Genomic DNA, 14013 nt, shown 5'->3' with positions numbered 1-14013 from the left:
CGTTTTACGAGCGCCCGGTTTTTGCCGTCGATGCGCTCGCTTGCTGAGCCTCGGGCAGTTCTCCCATCGCCTGGAAGAGCGCCGCCGTATCGCCCATGCGCTGCCCAGCGGCGCGCGCCGCAGTGATCAGCGCGTTCAGATAACGCGTCTCGCTGGCGTGCGTCGCCGCCGACGGCAGCGAGCCCAGGCGGTGGCGCGACGCGGTGTCGTGGAAAGCCGAGCGCGCGGCTTCGGCGGCGTCTTCGGTCGACGCGAGAGTCTGTGCGTCGTTATCCAGCGCGGCGAGCGAATTCGCCACGTCCTCGAACGCGGACAGCACGGTCGCCTTGTAGTGCAGCACGGCGGCGTCGTATGCGTCGATCGACGCGCGGCGCTGCGCGAACAGCGCGCCGCCATGGAAGATCGGCTGCGAGAGGCTTGCGCCGATGGCCCAAAGGCCGCCCGCCCCCGAAACCACTGCTGGCCAGCTGAAGCCGCCGCGCCCCATCGCGCCCGTCAACGACAGGCTCGGGAAGAGCTGCGCCGTTGCCTCGCCCACGTCGGCGGCTGCGGCCTTGACGGCCGCGTCGGCTGCCTGGATGTCGGGGCGTGAGCGCAACAGGTCCGAAGGCACGGTCACGGGCACGTGCTCGGGCAGCGACAGGCTGTCCAGATCCGGCACGCTCGGGGCGTTGTCCGGCGTCCGGCCGATCAGCACCGCGAGTGCATGAACCGCAGTCGCGCGTTGCTGACGTAGCGCGGGCAAGGTCGCTGCGATGGAGGCCGCGTCCTGTTTCGACCCGAACGCCTGGGCTCGCGAAACCGCGCCGAGCGCGTAGCGCTGCGCGTCTTCGTTCGCCGCATCGTTCGACACGGCGACGAGCCGCTCGGTGAGCGCGATCTCCCGGTCGAGCGCCGCCACATTGATCGTGGCCGCCACGATGTTCGCCGCGAGCGCACGGCGCGACGCTTCCAGCTCGAAGGCCTGCACGTTCACACGGGCCGCGCTCGCGGAGTTCGCATAGCGCGTCTGACCGAACAGGTCGAACGTGTAATGCGCCTGCAGCTGCCCGGCAAAGAAGTTGTATTGCACCTGCTCAGGCAGGCCAAGCTGGGGCGCGACCGGCGAACGGGCGCGCTGGACCTGCGCGGCGCCGTCGATCGATGGCAGCGTCGACGAGCCGATCTGCGCGCGCAACTGCTCCTGCGCGGAGGCGAGCGTTTTCTGCGTTGCTGCGAGCGTCGGGCTGTTGCGCAGCCCTTCGTCGACGAGTGCGTCCAGCGCGGCGCAGTGGTAGAGCCGCCACCATTGCGGCCCCGTGGTCGCGCCGACATCGAAGGTTTGGGCCACGCCACCTGCTGCCACCGTCTTCGCAGGCTGCGCCTGCGCACCGTAATGCTCGGGAGATGGCATCGCCGGCGGCTCACCGCTGGGCCCGAACGAGCATGCCGAGATGGCGAGCGCCGCGGCCACCGCCAGCACGGATGTTTTGTAAGGAAAACTCATGATCAACCCTCCGTATGCTCGACGATGACCGGTTGCTCGCCGCGCTCGTCACTACGCACCCTGAAGCAGGTCGCATAGAGCGCGGGCAGGAAGAACACCGTCAACAAGGTGGCGACGGTGATGCCGCCCATCAGCGCGGTCGCCATCGGCCCGAAGAAGCCCGAACGCAGCAGCGGAATCAGCGCGAGCACGGCGGCGGCGGCCGTCAGCATGATTGGCCTGAAGCGCCGCACCGTGGCGCCGATGATGGCGTCGAAGCGCGCGTGCCCCGCCGCGATGTCCTGGTCGATCTGGTCCACCAGAATCACGGAATTGCGCATGATGATGCCGAACATCGCGATCACGCCAAGCAACGCGACGAAGCCAAACGGCTTGCCGAACAGCAGGAGCGCCGTCACCACGCCGATCAGTCCCAGCGGTGCGGTGAGCACCACGATGAAGGTGCGCGCGAAGTTCTTCAGCTGGATCATCAGCAGCGTCAGCACCGCGATGATCATCAGCGGCATTTCCGCGTTGATCGACGTCTGGCCCTTCACGCTCTCCTCGACCGCCCCGCCCACCTCGATCCGGTAGCCCACAGGCAGCTTCGCGCGCACCGCCGTGAGTGCGTTCTCGATGTCGTGCGTCACGTCGATGCCCTGCGCGTCGCCGCGCACGTCGGCCTGCACGGTGATGGTCGGCTGGCGGTCGCGCTCCCAGATCACGCCGTACTCGAGCGTGTCGCGCACATGTCCGAGCGAGCCAAGCGGAACCGGGCCGTTCGGAGTCGGTATCGCAAGGCTCGTGAGCTTTGCGGGATCGACGCGCTCGTTCTTCGGCGCACGCAGATCGACATTGATCAGCTTGTCGCGCTCGCGGTACTGCGTGACGGTGTAGCCGGACAGCGTCATGGCGAGGAAGCTCGACACGTCCGCTGACGTAACGCCAAGCTGGCGCGCGCGGTTCTGGTCGATCTCAAACGAGATCGAGCGTTCGGCCGGCTCGTCCCAGTCGAACTGGACGTTGCGCGTGCGCGAGTCGGCACGGACTTTCTCGGCGACCGTATCCGCGATCGATCGCACCGTCGCGATATCGTCGCCGCTCACGCGGAATTTGATCGGAAAGCCCACGGGCGGACCGTTTTCGAGTCGCGCCACACGGGTGCGAGCACCGGAAAAGTCCTTCTCCAGTTTCGCGTCGAGCCAGTGCATCAGTTCCTCGCGTGTTTCGACGTCCTTCGCCGTGATCACGAACTGCGCGAAATTGGGCTGCTGGAGCTGCTGGTCGAGCGGGAGATAAAAACGCGGCGCGCCCGTGCCGACGAAGTCGACATAGTGGTCGATGCCGGCCTTGCCATCGAGGACCTTCTCCAGGCGCTTCGATTCACGCAGCGTAGCCTCGAACGAAGCGCCTTCCGGCAGCCTGATGTCGACCAGCAGTTCGGGACGCTCGGAGTTCGGGAAGAACTGCTGCGGCACGCGCGTGAACGCAACCATGGCGAGCGCGAACAGGCCGCAAGTGATGCCGAGCACGACCCAGCGCCGCTCGATGCACCACGTGATCCAGCCCGACAGGCGGCGGTAGAAGCCGGTGTTGTAGACGGCGTGCTCATGGTCGTGTCCCGCGCCTGCGTGAACCTTGCGCTCGGGCAGCATATGAAAGCCGAGTAGCGGCACCAGCACGACCGCCGCGAACCAGGAGACGATCAGCGCGATGGCCGACACCTCGAAGATCGAACGCGTGTACTCACCCGTGCTCGATTTCGCCAGCGCGATGGGCAGGAAGCCCGAGACCGTCACGAGGGTGCCGGTCAGCATCGGAAATGCCGTGCTCGAATACGCAAACGCCGCCGCGCGCAGGCGGCTCCAGCCCTGCTCCAGCTTCACCGCCATCATCTCGACGGCAATGATCGCGTCGTCGACGAGCAGGCCCAGCGCCAGCACGAGCGTACCGAGGGAGACCTTGTCCAGCCCGATACCGAAGACATGCATGCACAACGCAGTCACGGCAAGCACGATCGGGATCGTGATCACAACCACCATGCCCGTACGCAGACCGAGCGAAACGAGGCTCACGACCAGCACGATCGCCACCGCCTCGCCAACCGCCTCGACGAAATCGTCCACCGAGTGCTTGACCGCGTGCGGCATGCTCGAAACCGGCACGAGCTTCAGACCCGCGGGCAGCATCGCCTGCAGTTCGGCAGTCTTCGCGTCGAGCGCCTTGCCGAGGTCGATGACGTCGCCGCCTTTTTGCATCGTCACACCGATGCCGAGCACCGCCTGGCCGCCCACGCGCATCTGCGTCACGGGCGGATCGTCATAGCCGCGCTTGATGGTTGCAATGTCGCCAAGACGGAACGAGCGCTTGTTGATGGTGATCAGCGTGTCCGCAAGCGCGCGTTCGTCCTGGAATGCGCCGCTCGGACGCACGAATACCCGGTCGTCCGCCGTCGTGATGGTGCCGACGGGCGCGACGGCGTTCTGCGCGTCGATTGCCTGGGCAAGCTGCTGAGGCGTGATGGACAGACGCGTGAGCTGCGCGTTCGAAATCTCGACGAAAATATGCTGATCGGGGTCGCCGAAGTAATCGACCTTGGCCACGCCCGGCACGCGCAGCAGAACCGTACGCAGCTGGTCCGCGTAGTCGTGTAGCTGCGCGGGCGTGAAGCCGTCGCCTTCGAGCGCGTAGATGTTCGTGTAGACGTCACCGAACTCATCGTTGAAGAACGGCCCCGCCGTGCCCGCTGGAAGCGTCGCGCGGATATCGCCCACTTTCTTGCGAACCTGGTACCAGGTCTCGGGCACCTCCTTGACGGGCGCCGAGTCCTTCATCGCGAAGAAGATCATCGACTCGCCGGGACGCGAATAGCTCTTGATGTTGTCGACATACGGCGCGGCCTGCAACTGGCGGGCGATCCGGTCCGTGATCTGTTCCTGCACTTCGCGCGCGGTCGCGCCCGGCCAGTATGTCTTGATGACCATCGTGCGGAACGTGAACGGCGGGTCTTCCGACTGCGCAAGTTTCGTATAGCCAATGACGCCGAAAAGCGTGGCGAGCCCGATCAGAAAAATCACGAGCTGCTGGTGCGCCAGCGCCCATGCGGAGAGGTTGAAGCCCGTACCGCTCGCCTCGCGTGCCTCGCCAGACGCGTTCGCCGGCGCGCGTTCGAGTGCGTTTTCTTCGTCGCGCGAGTTCATACCGAGCCCTCCGGATGCAGCGGAGGCACCACTTGCACTTGCTGCCCGGAACTCACGGCATGCACGCCTTGCAGGATCACACGGTCGCCATCGTGCAGCCCCGAACTGAGCGAGACCGTGCGCTCGTCGTATCGCGCGATCGTGACGGGGCGCAACTCAAGCGTGTCGCTGCCCTTACGCACGACCCAAACAGCTGGATTCTCACCCTTGTGAAACAGCGCCGTTACCGGCAGCGTAAAGACCTGGCCGCTGGCAGCAAGACCGTCGGCTGCGCTGAATGCGACATTCGCGGTCATGCCAAGACGCACGTCGGAGTCTGGCGAAGCGAGCGTGAGCTTCACACGCCACGTGCGGCTTTCCGGATCGGCCGCCGCCGACACCTCGCGCACCTGCGCTTCAAACGTCTTGCCGGGCAGCGCGGGCAAGGTGACGCGCGCCTTGCTGCCGACGGCCAGCGAGCCCACGATCCGCTCGGGCGCATCGCTAACGATATCCACGTCGCCGGTCCAGTCGAGGTGATACACCGCCTGGGTTGCCTGAACGTTCTGCCCGGTATCCGCGTCCTCCGAAGTGATGACGCCATCGTGGTCCGCGGTGAGCGTCGCGTAGTGCAGGTGATCCGTCGCGAGCGCCATCTGGGCGAGCGCGGAAGTGCGCTGCGCGAGTGCGGAAGCGTAGGCGTCCTGAGTTTTCTCCAGCTGCGCAGGCGCAATCAGATTTGCGCGCGCCTGCGCCTCATCGCGGTCGAGCTGCTGCCGGGCGAAGACGAGGCGATGCTCGGCGGCGTCCAGTTGCGCGCGCGCACTGACGAGATTGTTCTGCAGATCCGTCGGGTCGAGCAACGCAACCGTCTGTCCCGCCTTGACCGTATCGCCGATATGCACACGCCGCTCGATGACCTTGCCCCCCACCCGGAAAGACAGCGTCGTGGAATAACGCGCCTGCACCTGTGCGGGCAGCGAGGTGCTGTCGACGCGCCCATCCGGATGAACCGCGAGCGCGACGACGGGCTTGACCTCGGCGACCGCCGCGTCGCGCTGGTGGCAGGCACTAAGGACGATGGCGCTGCACGCGGCAACGACGACGGTCGCCTTGCGTGTGGAAGGAAAGAAGTAGGGCAACAGGGAGCGCACTCGTTTCAGCGCGACAAGACCGGAATGTTTCACGATGTTCACACAAGGCAGGTGATGAATTCGGGTGGAAAAGGATGACCCGATGGAGCGGCGGCGCGTGCTTCCTTGAAAGGCCATCGCATCGGGTAAGCAACACGTGCCTCGGAGCGGATCCGCGCCATTTGACAGGCGCATTCGCTGATGCACGCGCGCACATCTGCACGACGTTTGCGGACTTGGGCGCCAGGCAGCTACAACGTCCCGGAGACGCGTTCTCTGCCCCTCGGTCTCGCCCGTTTCCGCTTCCATCGCCGCGCGGGTGACATTAAACCCATTTCTGATTTTATTGTCAACTATGAGATTAGCATCTATAATCTGAGGATACATAGAAGGAGCTAACATGCCCAACGTCCCGAGTTCGCGCACGAGTCGTCGGCAGCCGTTGAAGGCCAGTCCATCCAGTCCGGACCGCGAACCCATCGCAACGCGATCGCCACGCGTGGCTCGACGCAAGCTCGAAACGCGGCTTAGGCTGCTCGATGCCGCGTTCGAACTGGTGGCCCAGAAGGGAATGGACGGCGTCACGATCACCGAGATCACGAACGCCGCCGACGTGGGATTCGGGTCCTTCTACAACTACTTCGACTCGAAGGAAGGGATCTTCACCGCGCTTGTCGAATGGCTGTTCGAGGAATTCGCGAGCACGCTCGATCGCCTCGCCGCGGGGTTGCCGGACCCGGCCGAAGCGGTTGCGGTGTCGGTGCGTCATACGCTTTTGCGCGCCTATCGGGAGCCCGTTTGGGGGCAACTCCTGATACGCGAAGGGCTGTCCTCGCGCGCACTGAGCGGGGGGCTGGGTCAGCGGCTGCTGCGGGACACAAGAAGAGGCATTTCGGAACGACGCTTCATCGTCGCGGACGAACTGATGTGTGTGTTTTCCGTGATCGGCACTGTCGCCGCAGGAGTAGCAGCCGAGCTTCACCTCTCCGGATCTTCAAAGCGCGCGGTTCGCGCACGAAAGGCCCTTCGATCCCGGCACGAAAAGTTTGCCGAGAGCACGGCGGCCATCGTGTTGCAGGCGTTCGGCATCAAGCGCGCCGAAGCTGAAAAGATTGCTCGCCGTCCGCTCCCTGCCCACCCTCACGCGGCACTGCCTCATCCGCGCTGATCTAAAAACGATCCGTCCTGGTAAAGCTCACTCGCCAGATAGTTCCGGCGTAGTTCCCGCAACGCTGCAATGATTGGCGATGGTAGACAGCCATCGGTATGACCTTTTGGCGTTTAAAGATCTATTCCCGGTGGCTCGCCAGCCGATGAGGTTCAGTGCATCTGCTCGCTATTCAGTGCAAGCAGGCGCTCCAGTTCCAGCAGGGCCTCGCCAAGCAGGTCGATGGCACCATTGGGCGTGGATGCGGTAGCAGCACTGCGAAGCGCGGCCTGTACGATCTGGTGAGCGCTTTCTGGTCTTGCGTTACCGATCCTCGCGATGAATTGCTTTTCCATAAGTACTCCTGCTCTGAACAATAAGAATCCGGCACCTGATGGAGGAGGTGAAGGCGGAAAGTATATGCGCCGCAGACCTTGAATAGCCGCTCGCAATTGTTTGTTTCCATCTTGCCAACGAACGCGACAATGGGCGTCCGTGCGAGTTCGCAACGTTGCGCCCGGCGGAATTGTTCGTTGCCGTCCAGTTGCTTGTAACTGGTTAGTAACTCGATAGACTCTCGCTCAACGAACTGGCAGCGAACCACGGTGCTGCGCCAGCACGTTATTTCGGAAATCCGCGTCCTTTTTTATCCGACGCGCAAGTGGAGAGAACATCATGGCAAAGGCAAGAAAGTTCATCCCAGGTACCCTTCTCGCGTCTGTGCTATCCGTACCGGCTGCCTCATTCGCACACGACGCGGGCTCACCCGTGAGCGAACAAGTCCGCGTTCCGGTTCGGCAGCAGAATGCGAGCTACCTGGACAGAGCAACCGCCGCCGCAGGGTATCCAATGGACTTCGCATGCGCCAAGGCGCGCATGCAGGCCCAACAACAAGCGTTTGAACAATATGGTGGGATGAGAAGTTCGTCCGAAAAGCGTTCGTCAGTTCCGCCCGCTTCCGGCGGCGGCGCGATATCGGATATTTGAAGTTAGCGGCGCGACCGTTCAGATAGCCGGTTTCTCAGGCCGGCAACGTTCACCTGATTCACCTGTAGACAAAAGACAATCATGAAGCAATTTTATTTAGCAGCGTTCGTTGTCCTTAGCAGCTCGCCAGTATTCGCTCAAAGCGTAACGTGGCAGCAGCTCGCTTCGCAGCAACTCTCGTCGCAGCAGCCTTCGTCACAGATTTCGTCACAGCAGCCTTCGTCGCAGCAAGTGGCGCAGGTAACGTCTCAAGCCCAGAGCCAGCTTCCATCACAATTGTCGACACAGCTCCCTAAACTGCCGACGCCTCCCTCATCACCGCTTCCGCAAATTCCCCAATAAAAACTGATCAAAGCTGCTTGCGTCAATCCACCCACGAGCCGTTCCTGCGCCCGGCGGCGACAGATACCTGTGGCGCGCCCGCCACTTTTTGGTTTAAATATCAATTATGATATAGTCGTCACTTTAATAGACCGGACAGCGAACGTCTCTTCCGCTACACGCATAGGCACATCGGTGGATGGCGCCGGCTGCGCCATGAGGAATGGCGATGACGTTTTGCGCGTCTCATCCCTGCCCGAGCCATGCGACAAGTCCTTCTGGTCACTTTCCGTCTCATCGTCCTTGCGTTGTGGGGCCTCGTTCCGGCCCTTGCATTCTCCGCGGGCAATCCGCCTGGCGGGGCGGACGGCGGCTACGCCTCGCCCATCGCTGGCGTCGGTTCCGACGCGGGAGAAGCGCTCAATGCGCTTCAGGCCAAAGAAGACGCGATCAGGCAGCGGGCGTCAACGGTAACCGGTGATGCCGAACTGATCGAGCTGGATTCGCTGAGCCGGCGCATAGTCGCCGACGTCGACAGACTGGTCGCAAGCTCGCTGCAGCCCGAGCTCGAACGCACACGCGCGCAGCTCGATGTGCTTGGCGCGGCGCCCGTCGCCGGCGCAAGGCCGGAAACACCCGCCGTCGCCCAGCAACGCGACGTCCTGACCGCGCAGCAAACGCGGCTTGATGCACAAGTCAGGCAGGCGCAGGGCATTAGAGGCGATCTGGCCAACGTCGACGCACAGATCGCGCGCCTGCTCCGCGAACATCTGAAAGACCAACTGGCGCTTCGCACCGATAGCATTCTGAGCGCTGCGTTCTGGGCGCCCATGGTTCACCCGGAAGCGGCTGACTATCAGAGCCTGCGAGCGTTTGGGATGCAGATCGAGAAGCAGACGCAATCGATGTGGCGACCGGGACGCATCCTCGCCACGACGGTCCTTCTGCTGGCCGCGCTGGCCTGCGCAACGGTTGGTGCCAGCCTTCTCGAACGAACAACAGGCTGGATTTGCTTTCGACGTCTGCCGGAAGGACGGCTGCGGCGCAGTGCCTTCGCAATATCGACGGTGTTCGCGACGCTTGCGACCACGATGGTTGCGATACATCTCGTCAGCGTGGCCATTGGCAGTCAACGCAGCTTGTCGCCCGCGCTTCAGACCTTCACTGACGAGCTTGTCAAGCACATCGTCAATTGCGCGTTGGTCCTCGCGCTTGGCAGGGCGTTCCTGTGTACAGCGCATCCTAGCTGGCGCCTGCCTGCCATCGCCGATCCGGTTGCGCAGGCGCTCAAGTCCTTTCCACGGACGTTGGCTGCACTCCTGCTGTTTTCAGGGGCGATAGAGCAAATCAACCGAGCCGTCGACACCAGCCTTCAACTCACGATTTTCACTCGCGGTCTCGTCGCGCTGATCGTCGCGCTGACCATCGGCGCTTCGTTGCTTCATGCCAACCGCGTACGTACCGTAATAGCCGCCGCCGGAAATTCGCCTGAAGGTCGGTCGGCACTTGCGGGCCTGATTCATGCCGCTGTCTGCGTGGTCGTAGTGGGCGCCCTGGCGGCATTGGTCTTCGGGTACATTTCCGTTGCGCGTTTCCTGACCTACGAACTCGTGTGGTTCGACATCGTCCTGTGCAGCCTCTATTTTCTCGTGATGCTTACGCGCGATGTGTGCGAAAGCCTCTTTTCTCCGGCGCATGCAAGCGGCAATACGATCAAGCATCTGTTTGGTCTCAAGAATGCGCATCTTGCACAGATTTCGACGATGCTTACCGGGATATTCCGAAGCGCACTCATCGTCGCCGCGGTCATTGCGCTGCTAACGGGCGGTCTCGGAACCACGCCCGCGGACCTCATAGACAGCATTCTGGAGGTGCTGGGCGGCGACCGGCTGCGTGCGCTCAACATCGTCCCCGCTCACATCTTCAGCGCGCTGCTCACAGCCGGCGTCGGCGTCTATCTGGTGCGGTCCGTTCGCAGATGGTTCGACAGGGAGTTGCTGCCCAAGACGGAAATGAGTCCCGGCATGCGCGCGTCGTTGCTCACGCTGTTTGCCAACATCGGTTACGTGCTCGTCGTGCTGCAGTCCTTGTCCGTGCTAGGCGTCAGATGGCACAACCTCGCATGGATAGTCAGTGCATTGTCGGTGGGAATCGGCTTCGGTCTGCAGGAGATCGTGAAGAACTTCATCTCCGGAATCATCCTGCTCGCGGAGCGGCCGGTGAAGGTGGGCGACATGATCAGTATCGCCGGCATCGAGGGGGACATCCGGCGCATTAGTGTTCGTGCCACCCAGATCCAGTTGGCAGACAAGTCGACCGTGATCGTGCCGAACTCACAACTCATTTCGCAGAACGTGCGCAACGTCACGATGGGAAATACCACGCAGGGTATCGCCTCGCTTGCGCTCACGTTCGCTCTCGATGTCGACCCGGAGCAGGTCCGCGACATTCTTCTCGATGCGTACGGGGATCACCCTTCGGTTCTCGCGCATCCGGCGCCAACCGTCATGTTCACTCAGTTGACGCCCGAAGGCATCACGCTCACGGTCACGGGACACGTAAGGAGTCCCAGGATCGCCGCCGACACCAAAAGCGAACTTCTGTTCGCCATCCTGAAGCGGCTACGTGCCGCGGACATCCCTTTGTCGACCCCACGAACGGTTTTGGTCCATGCACCGCAAGGTGGCCTCCCCGATGGACTCGGGGCGGCGTCGAGGCCTGGCGCAGGCCGTTCCCGCCAGGGCACAGCGACGTCGGCTCCTGCACTTTCCAGGGACCGACGTTGCGTATCCGGAAACAATGAATTCATGTAAGCGGTTTGAAATAGACGGATAGGAAGATTACGATCCTCAAGACCATAGGCAGAGAGATTCACAGTTTCTCCAGGTCGTTTTCAGATAATCCGCGTCATTGTTTCCGACGCCAAAAATTGGAAGTTCATCATGGCGAACGCGTTCATGCCCGTTTTCACGGTCGTGTCAGTCCTCCCTCTTTCCACTGTCAAATTCGCAGAGGACAACGATCCTTTGGTGCATGAACTGGCGCGCAAAGCCATCGTTAAACTGCATCAGGCGGACGACGAACACATCGATGGCGAATCGCCCAGTCCTGCGGACATCCACGTGACTTTGGCGAGCCTGGCGGCTCGACAGCAGGCGTTCAGCAGCGCGCGCGCGGTGAAATACGATTCATCGGTTTGCAGCGCAACGACCGCCTCATGCCTGGCCTCGTATCGTTCGATTTATCAGGAAAGTTGATTGGACGTCGAAGCGCGCGCCAGGCAAACCTTTCCAGTCCTGTCATGCCTGGCGGAACGCGACACCGTTGCAGGATGCTGAACAGAACAGTGTTTCCTTCAGCTGCATCGGTACTCCTGGAAGTTAGTGATCCTTCGAATTTCAGTCTGGAATCGCCGGCCTTCGTGCTCTGGATCGCGAATATACCTGCTACATCGAATAGGGAAACTGCTGTGCGATTGAGGATAGTGATACATTTTTTGGCAACTTTAGCCGCATGCTTGTCTGGCAGTGCGCAATCGCATACGAGCGTCGTAGTAGGGGTAGGAATACCGCCCCCCGTCATGATGGCGCCCGTGCCAATGTTCTACGCGGCCCCATCGCCCGTCGTCGCCCAATCGATCCAGTCGCCGCCGACGACCGCGTATGTTGAAAAGGCACAGGAAAGTCCGGCGGTGGCCTCGTGGTGGTATTGCCCAGCGACGAAGCAATATTACCCGTACGTCAAGGGATGTTCGAGCGATTGGGTCGAGGTGCCCGCGAAACCGGCCGGAACGAAATAACAAGACCAGGAACAATTTGATTATCCTGATTCCGGGCGCGAAACGGGGCTTAAGCCCCCTGGCACGCCGATCTGGCTCTCGACGCACACCTTGTCCGAACGCACTGCGGCAACTCGTCAGCGCACCCGTGCATTCGCGATAATCAAAATATCCGGCCGATTAGTTGTCGTCGCAGTTGCCCGGGCGATCTGCTTTATCGACCGTCATCCCGCCTTTGCGGCCTCTCCCTCCTGAGCCACCTGCACTGCCCCCACGCATCGCTCAAAAACGTCCCTCGTCCGCTTCCGCTCAAGCACCAATAGGTATACCCCATTACCCTATCTGATGTAATATACCCCTCTACGGTATATAACGGCCTGATGCAACCGCATCGAGGCGTAAGGTCAAGGCATGACCCCGGGGGACAGTCCCCACGGAATTCAGGCAAGGAATAAACGAATGACGGACTTTTCCACCCTTCTCTCGCAGAGCGCGTCCAGTGCGTGGCTGTTCATCCCCAGCGCGATCCTGCTGGGCGCGTTGCATGGCCTGGAACCGGGACATTCAAAGACTATGATGGCAGCGTTCATCGTTGCGATCCGCGGCACGGTCGGGCAAGCCGTCCTGCTCGGACTGTCCGCGACGCTGTCGCATACGGCGGTGGTCTGGGCGATCGCTTTGGCCGGCATGTATTTCGGAAGGAACTGGGACGCAGCGACCAGCGAACCTTACTTTCAGCTCGCCTCAGCCGTGCTGATCGTCGGCGTCGCGGCGTGGATGATCTGGCGCACCTGGCGCGAGCAGCATCACGCACACGCGCATCACCACCATGACAATGATCACGATCATCAGCACGACCATGATTGCGGAGGTCTGGACATTGCTTCGGGCGAGTATCAGGACGCACACGAGCGCGCTCACGCAAACGACATTCGCCGCCGCTTCGCCAACCGCGAGGTGAGCACCGGCCAGATCGTCATGTTCGGCCTCACCGGGGGACTGGTTCCGTGCCCGGCCTCGATCACGGTGCTGTTGCTGTGCCTGCAGCTCAAGCGCATCGCGCTGGGTGCGTCGCTCGTGCTGTGCTTCAGCGTTGGCCTCGCACTCACGATGGTGGCTTCCGGCGCGCTCGCCGCGCTAAGCGTCAAACATGTCTCGAAGAAGTGGAGCGGCTTTGGCGATTTCGCCCGCAAGGCACCGTATTTTTCGGGCGCGCTAATCATGCTGGTGGGGGTTTTCGTCGGCTATCAGGGTATTGCCGCGCTAGGAGCGTAGTGCGCCCGGTGAAGCAAGCGCGTCACCGCATCGTTCGCAAGCGATGCGGTGACTCACACTGAAAACGGTTACCATCCTCCCCTTTGCCCTGCCGGCGTCAGCATCCGGCTATTCATTCCGTCGAGGTCAGGCATGAGCCATACGATTCGCGAAAAACAGAAACTGCTCAACCGCGTGCGTCGCATCAAGGGGCAGGTTGAAGCCATCGAGCGCGCGCTTGAGGACGAGCGCGGCTGCATGGACGTGCTCCAGCTCATCACGAGCAGCCGTGGTGCGATGAACGGCCTGCTGGCGGTCGTGCTGGAGGACCATATCCGCACCCACCTGGTTGACGCCGAGCCGCACGATGGCGAACACGGTAGCGGCACCGAGCAGCTCATCGAAGTCGTTCACAGCTATTTCAAGTAAGACCATGGCAGTCAAATCTCCCTGCATTGATCTCTGCGCATTCGACGGCAAGACCGGCTTTTGCACCGGCTGCCTGCGCACACGTGAAGAAGCGCGTGGCTGGAGAAAAATGACCGATCACCGTCGTCACCAGATCCTCAACGAGAAATCGCGGCGACAGGCGAAGCTCGATCGCGACGCAGCGCGGCCAACGCGCGAAGACTGAGGCAGACCGCCTCAGCGCCTGGCTTCAAAAGAGCAAACGGGGCCGCCTGAACAGGCGTACCGTCACGAACCCGCTCGCCAAATACATCGTCACGACGAAACAGCAACGAAGACCG

Annotated in this window: 10 protein-coding genes; 6 read left to right on the top strand and 4 right to left on the bottom strand. The window is 62.2% G+C overall.

Features of this window, described 5'->3' with window-relative positions; all coding sequences use genetic code 11:
• Nucleotides 1-4: 4 nt before the first annotated feature.
• Genes F4827_RS17310 through F4827_RS17300 form a run of 3 tightly spaced genes read right to left on the bottom strand, consistent with a single transcriptional unit; the run spans nt 5 to nt 5786 of the window.
• Entirely contained in the window at nt 5-1486 is a 1482-nt protein-coding gene (locus tag F4827_RS17310) for an efflux transporter outer membrane subunit (protein WP_183725269.1), read from the bottom strand.
• Between the two features lie 2 nt (nt 1487-1488).
• Entirely contained in the window at nt 1489-4665 is a 3177-nt protein-coding gene (locus F4827_RS17305; protein WP_183725267.1) for an efflux RND transporter permease subunit, read from the bottom strand.
• Nucleotides 4662-5786: an efflux RND transporter periplasmic adaptor subunit gene (locus F4827_RS17300; protein ID WP_260175253.1), complete on the bottom strand. Its 1125-nt coding sequence runs from the start codon at nt 5784-5786 to the stop codon at nt 4662-4664. Before F4827_RS17300 ends, F4827_RS17305 begins: the two co-directional genes overlap by 4 nt.
• Before the next feature lie 391 nt (nt 5787-6177).
• On the opposite strand from F4827_RS17300, the gene F4827_RS17295 reads away from it, so the two are divergent.
• On the top strand, nt 6178-6945 hold the full coding sequence (locus F4827_RS17295; RefSeq protein WP_183725265.1) for a TetR/AcrR family transcriptional regulator: 768 nt from the start codon (nt 6178-6180) through the stop codon (nt 6943-6945).
• 152 nt (nt 6946-7097) lie between these two features.
• On the opposite strand, the gene F4827_RS17290 is transcribed toward F4827_RS17295, so the two are convergent.
• Nucleotides 7098-7280 (bottom strand): hypothetical protein, encoded by a 183-nt coding sequence (locus F4827_RS17290; RefSeq protein ID WP_183725264.1) that lies wholly within the window; start codon nt 7278-7280, stop codon nt 7098-7100.
• A 1215-nt stretch (nt 7281-8495) separates the two neighbouring features.
• Between F4827_RS17290 and F4827_RS17285 the strand changes: the two genes are divergently transcribed.
• From F4827_RS17285 to F4827_RS17265, 5 genes are all read left to right on the top strand, one after another.
• Nucleotides 8496-11045, top strand: coding sequence for a DUF3772 domain-containing protein (locus F4827_RS17285; protein WP_183725263.1), 2550 nt, complete (start codon nt 8496-8498; stop codon nt 11043-11045).
• A gap of 129 nt (nt 11046-11174) precedes the next feature.
• Complete coding sequence (locus F4827_RS17280; protein WP_183725262.1) at nt 11175-11489, top strand: hypothetical protein; 315 nt, start codon at nt 11175-11177, stop codon at nt 11487-11489.
• 980 nt (nt 11490-12469) lie between these two features.
• Complete coding sequence (locus F4827_RS17275; RefSeq protein WP_183725261.1) at nt 12470-13285, top strand: nickel/cobalt efflux protein RcnA; 816 nt, start codon at nt 12470-12472, stop codon at nt 13283-13285.
• 132 nt (nt 13286-13417) lie between these two features.
• On the top strand, nt 13418-13693 hold the full coding sequence (locus F4827_RS17270) for a metal/formaldehyde-sensitive transcriptional repressor (protein WP_183725260.1): 276 nt from the start codon (nt 13418-13420) through the stop codon (nt 13691-13693).
• Nucleotides 13694-13697: 4 nt separating this feature from the next.
• Complete coding sequence (locus F4827_RS17265) at nt 13698-13898, top strand: DUF1289 domain-containing protein (protein ID WP_183725259.1); 201 nt, start codon at nt 13698-13700, stop codon at nt 13896-13898.
• Nucleotides 13899-14013 lie beyond the last annotated feature (115 nt).

The organism is Paraburkholderia bannensis, from assembly GCF_014200455.1.
GTDB lineage: Bacteria > Pseudomonadota > Gammaproteobacteria > Burkholderiales > Burkholderiaceae > Paraburkholderia > Paraburkholderia bannensis_A.
This window is presented reverse-complemented; position numbering and strand designations above follow the sequence as displayed.

What these genes read in the sequence shown, in the direction of transcription:
- F4827_RS17310 (WP_183725269.1), bottom strand. Translation starts at nt 1,486, where the DNA reads ATGAGTTTTCCTTACAAAACATCCGTGCTGGCGGTGGCCGCGGCGCTC.
- F4827_RS17270 (WP_183725260.1), top strand. Translation starts at nt 13,418, where the DNA reads ATGAGCCATACGATTCGCGAAAAACAGAAACTGCTCAACCGCGTGCGT.
- F4827_RS17280 (WP_183725262.1), top strand. Translation starts at nt 11,175, where the DNA reads ATGGCGAACGCGTTCATGCCCGTTTTCACGGTCGTGTCAGTCCTCCCT.
- F4827_RS17290 (WP_183725264.1), bottom strand. Translation starts at nt 7,280, where the DNA reads ATGGAAAAGCAATTCATCGCGAGGATCGGTAACGCAAGACCAGAAAGC.
- F4827_RS17295 (WP_183725265.1), top strand. Translation starts at nt 6,178, where the DNA reads ATGCCCAACGTCCCGAGTTCGCGCACGAGTCGTCGGCAGCCGTTGAAG.
- F4827_RS17265 (WP_183725259.1), top strand. Translation starts at nt 13,698, where the DNA reads ATGGCAGTCAAATCTCCCTGCATTGATCTCTGCGCATTCGACGGCAAG.
- F4827_RS17275 (WP_183725261.1), top strand. Translation starts at nt 12,470, where the DNA reads ATGACGGACTTTTCCACCCTTCTCTCGCAGAGCGCGTCCAGTGCGTGG.
- F4827_RS17285 (WP_183725263.1), top strand. Translation starts at nt 8,496, where the DNA reads ATGCGACAAGTCCTTCTGGTCACTTTCCGTCTCATCGTCCTTGCGTTG.
- F4827_RS17305 (WP_183725267.1), bottom strand. Translation starts at nt 4,665, where the DNA reads ATGAACTCGCGCGACGAAGAAAACGCACTCGAACGCGCGCCGGCGAAC.